Source organism: Mesorhizobium sp. M4A.F.Ca.ET.090.04.2.1, from assembly GCF_003999085.1.
Taxonomy (GTDB): domain Bacteria; phylum Pseudomonadota; class Alphaproteobacteria; order Rhizobiales; family Rhizobiaceae; genus Mesorhizobium.
This window is the reverse complement of the sequence record NZ_RZOT01001004.1, coordinates 1-585: the sequence shown is the minus strand read 5'-3', so window position 1 is coordinate 585 and position 585 is coordinate 1. Positions and strand designations below refer to the sequence as shown.

Genomic DNA, 585 nt, shown 5'->3' with positions numbered 1-585 from the left:
CCAGGAGACCGCCGATCAGCTGGCCGCACGCGCCAGTGAGATCGCCGGCACCTTCGACGCGGCGGACCAGAAGCTGGTTGCACGTGCGGTTGAAACGGCGCAGTCGCTGGCAGCCCGCGCCGGCGACATCCTGCGCAATTTCGAGGGCGCCGACGAACGGCTGAGCATGCGCATCGGCGAGTCGGCCGAAGCGCTTGCCGCACGCGCCTCGGATCTCGGCCGCATCTTCGATGCCGCCGACCAGCATCTGATCTCGCGCATCGCCGAAGGTTCGGAAGCCTTGTCGTCGCGTGCATCGGAGATCGCCCGCATCTTCGACGATGCGGATCAGCGTCTGGTCGCCCGCATCGCCGACAGCACCACCACCATCGGCGGCCACGCCGAGACCATCGTCGGGGCTTTCGCCAGCACCGAGCAGCGGGTCGCCGACCGCGCGCGCCAGACCGGCCAGGAATTGGCCGTCCATGCCCGCGAGATCGAGCAGGCGCTGGCCGGTGCCGACGAGCGACTGGCGTCCAATGCAGCGGCAGCCGCGGCCCGGATCGAAGAGCAGGTCTCCGGCGTCGAAAATCGTCTCGCCTACAC

Annotated in this window: 1 protein-coding gene; it reads left to right on the top strand. The window is 69.2% G+C overall.

Going from position 1 to position 585, the window contains the following annotated elements; translation table 11 throughout:
* On the top strand, nt 1–585 hold a 585-nt coding region (locus EN781_RS33745), incomplete at both ends, for a hypothetical protein (protein WP_145965840.1).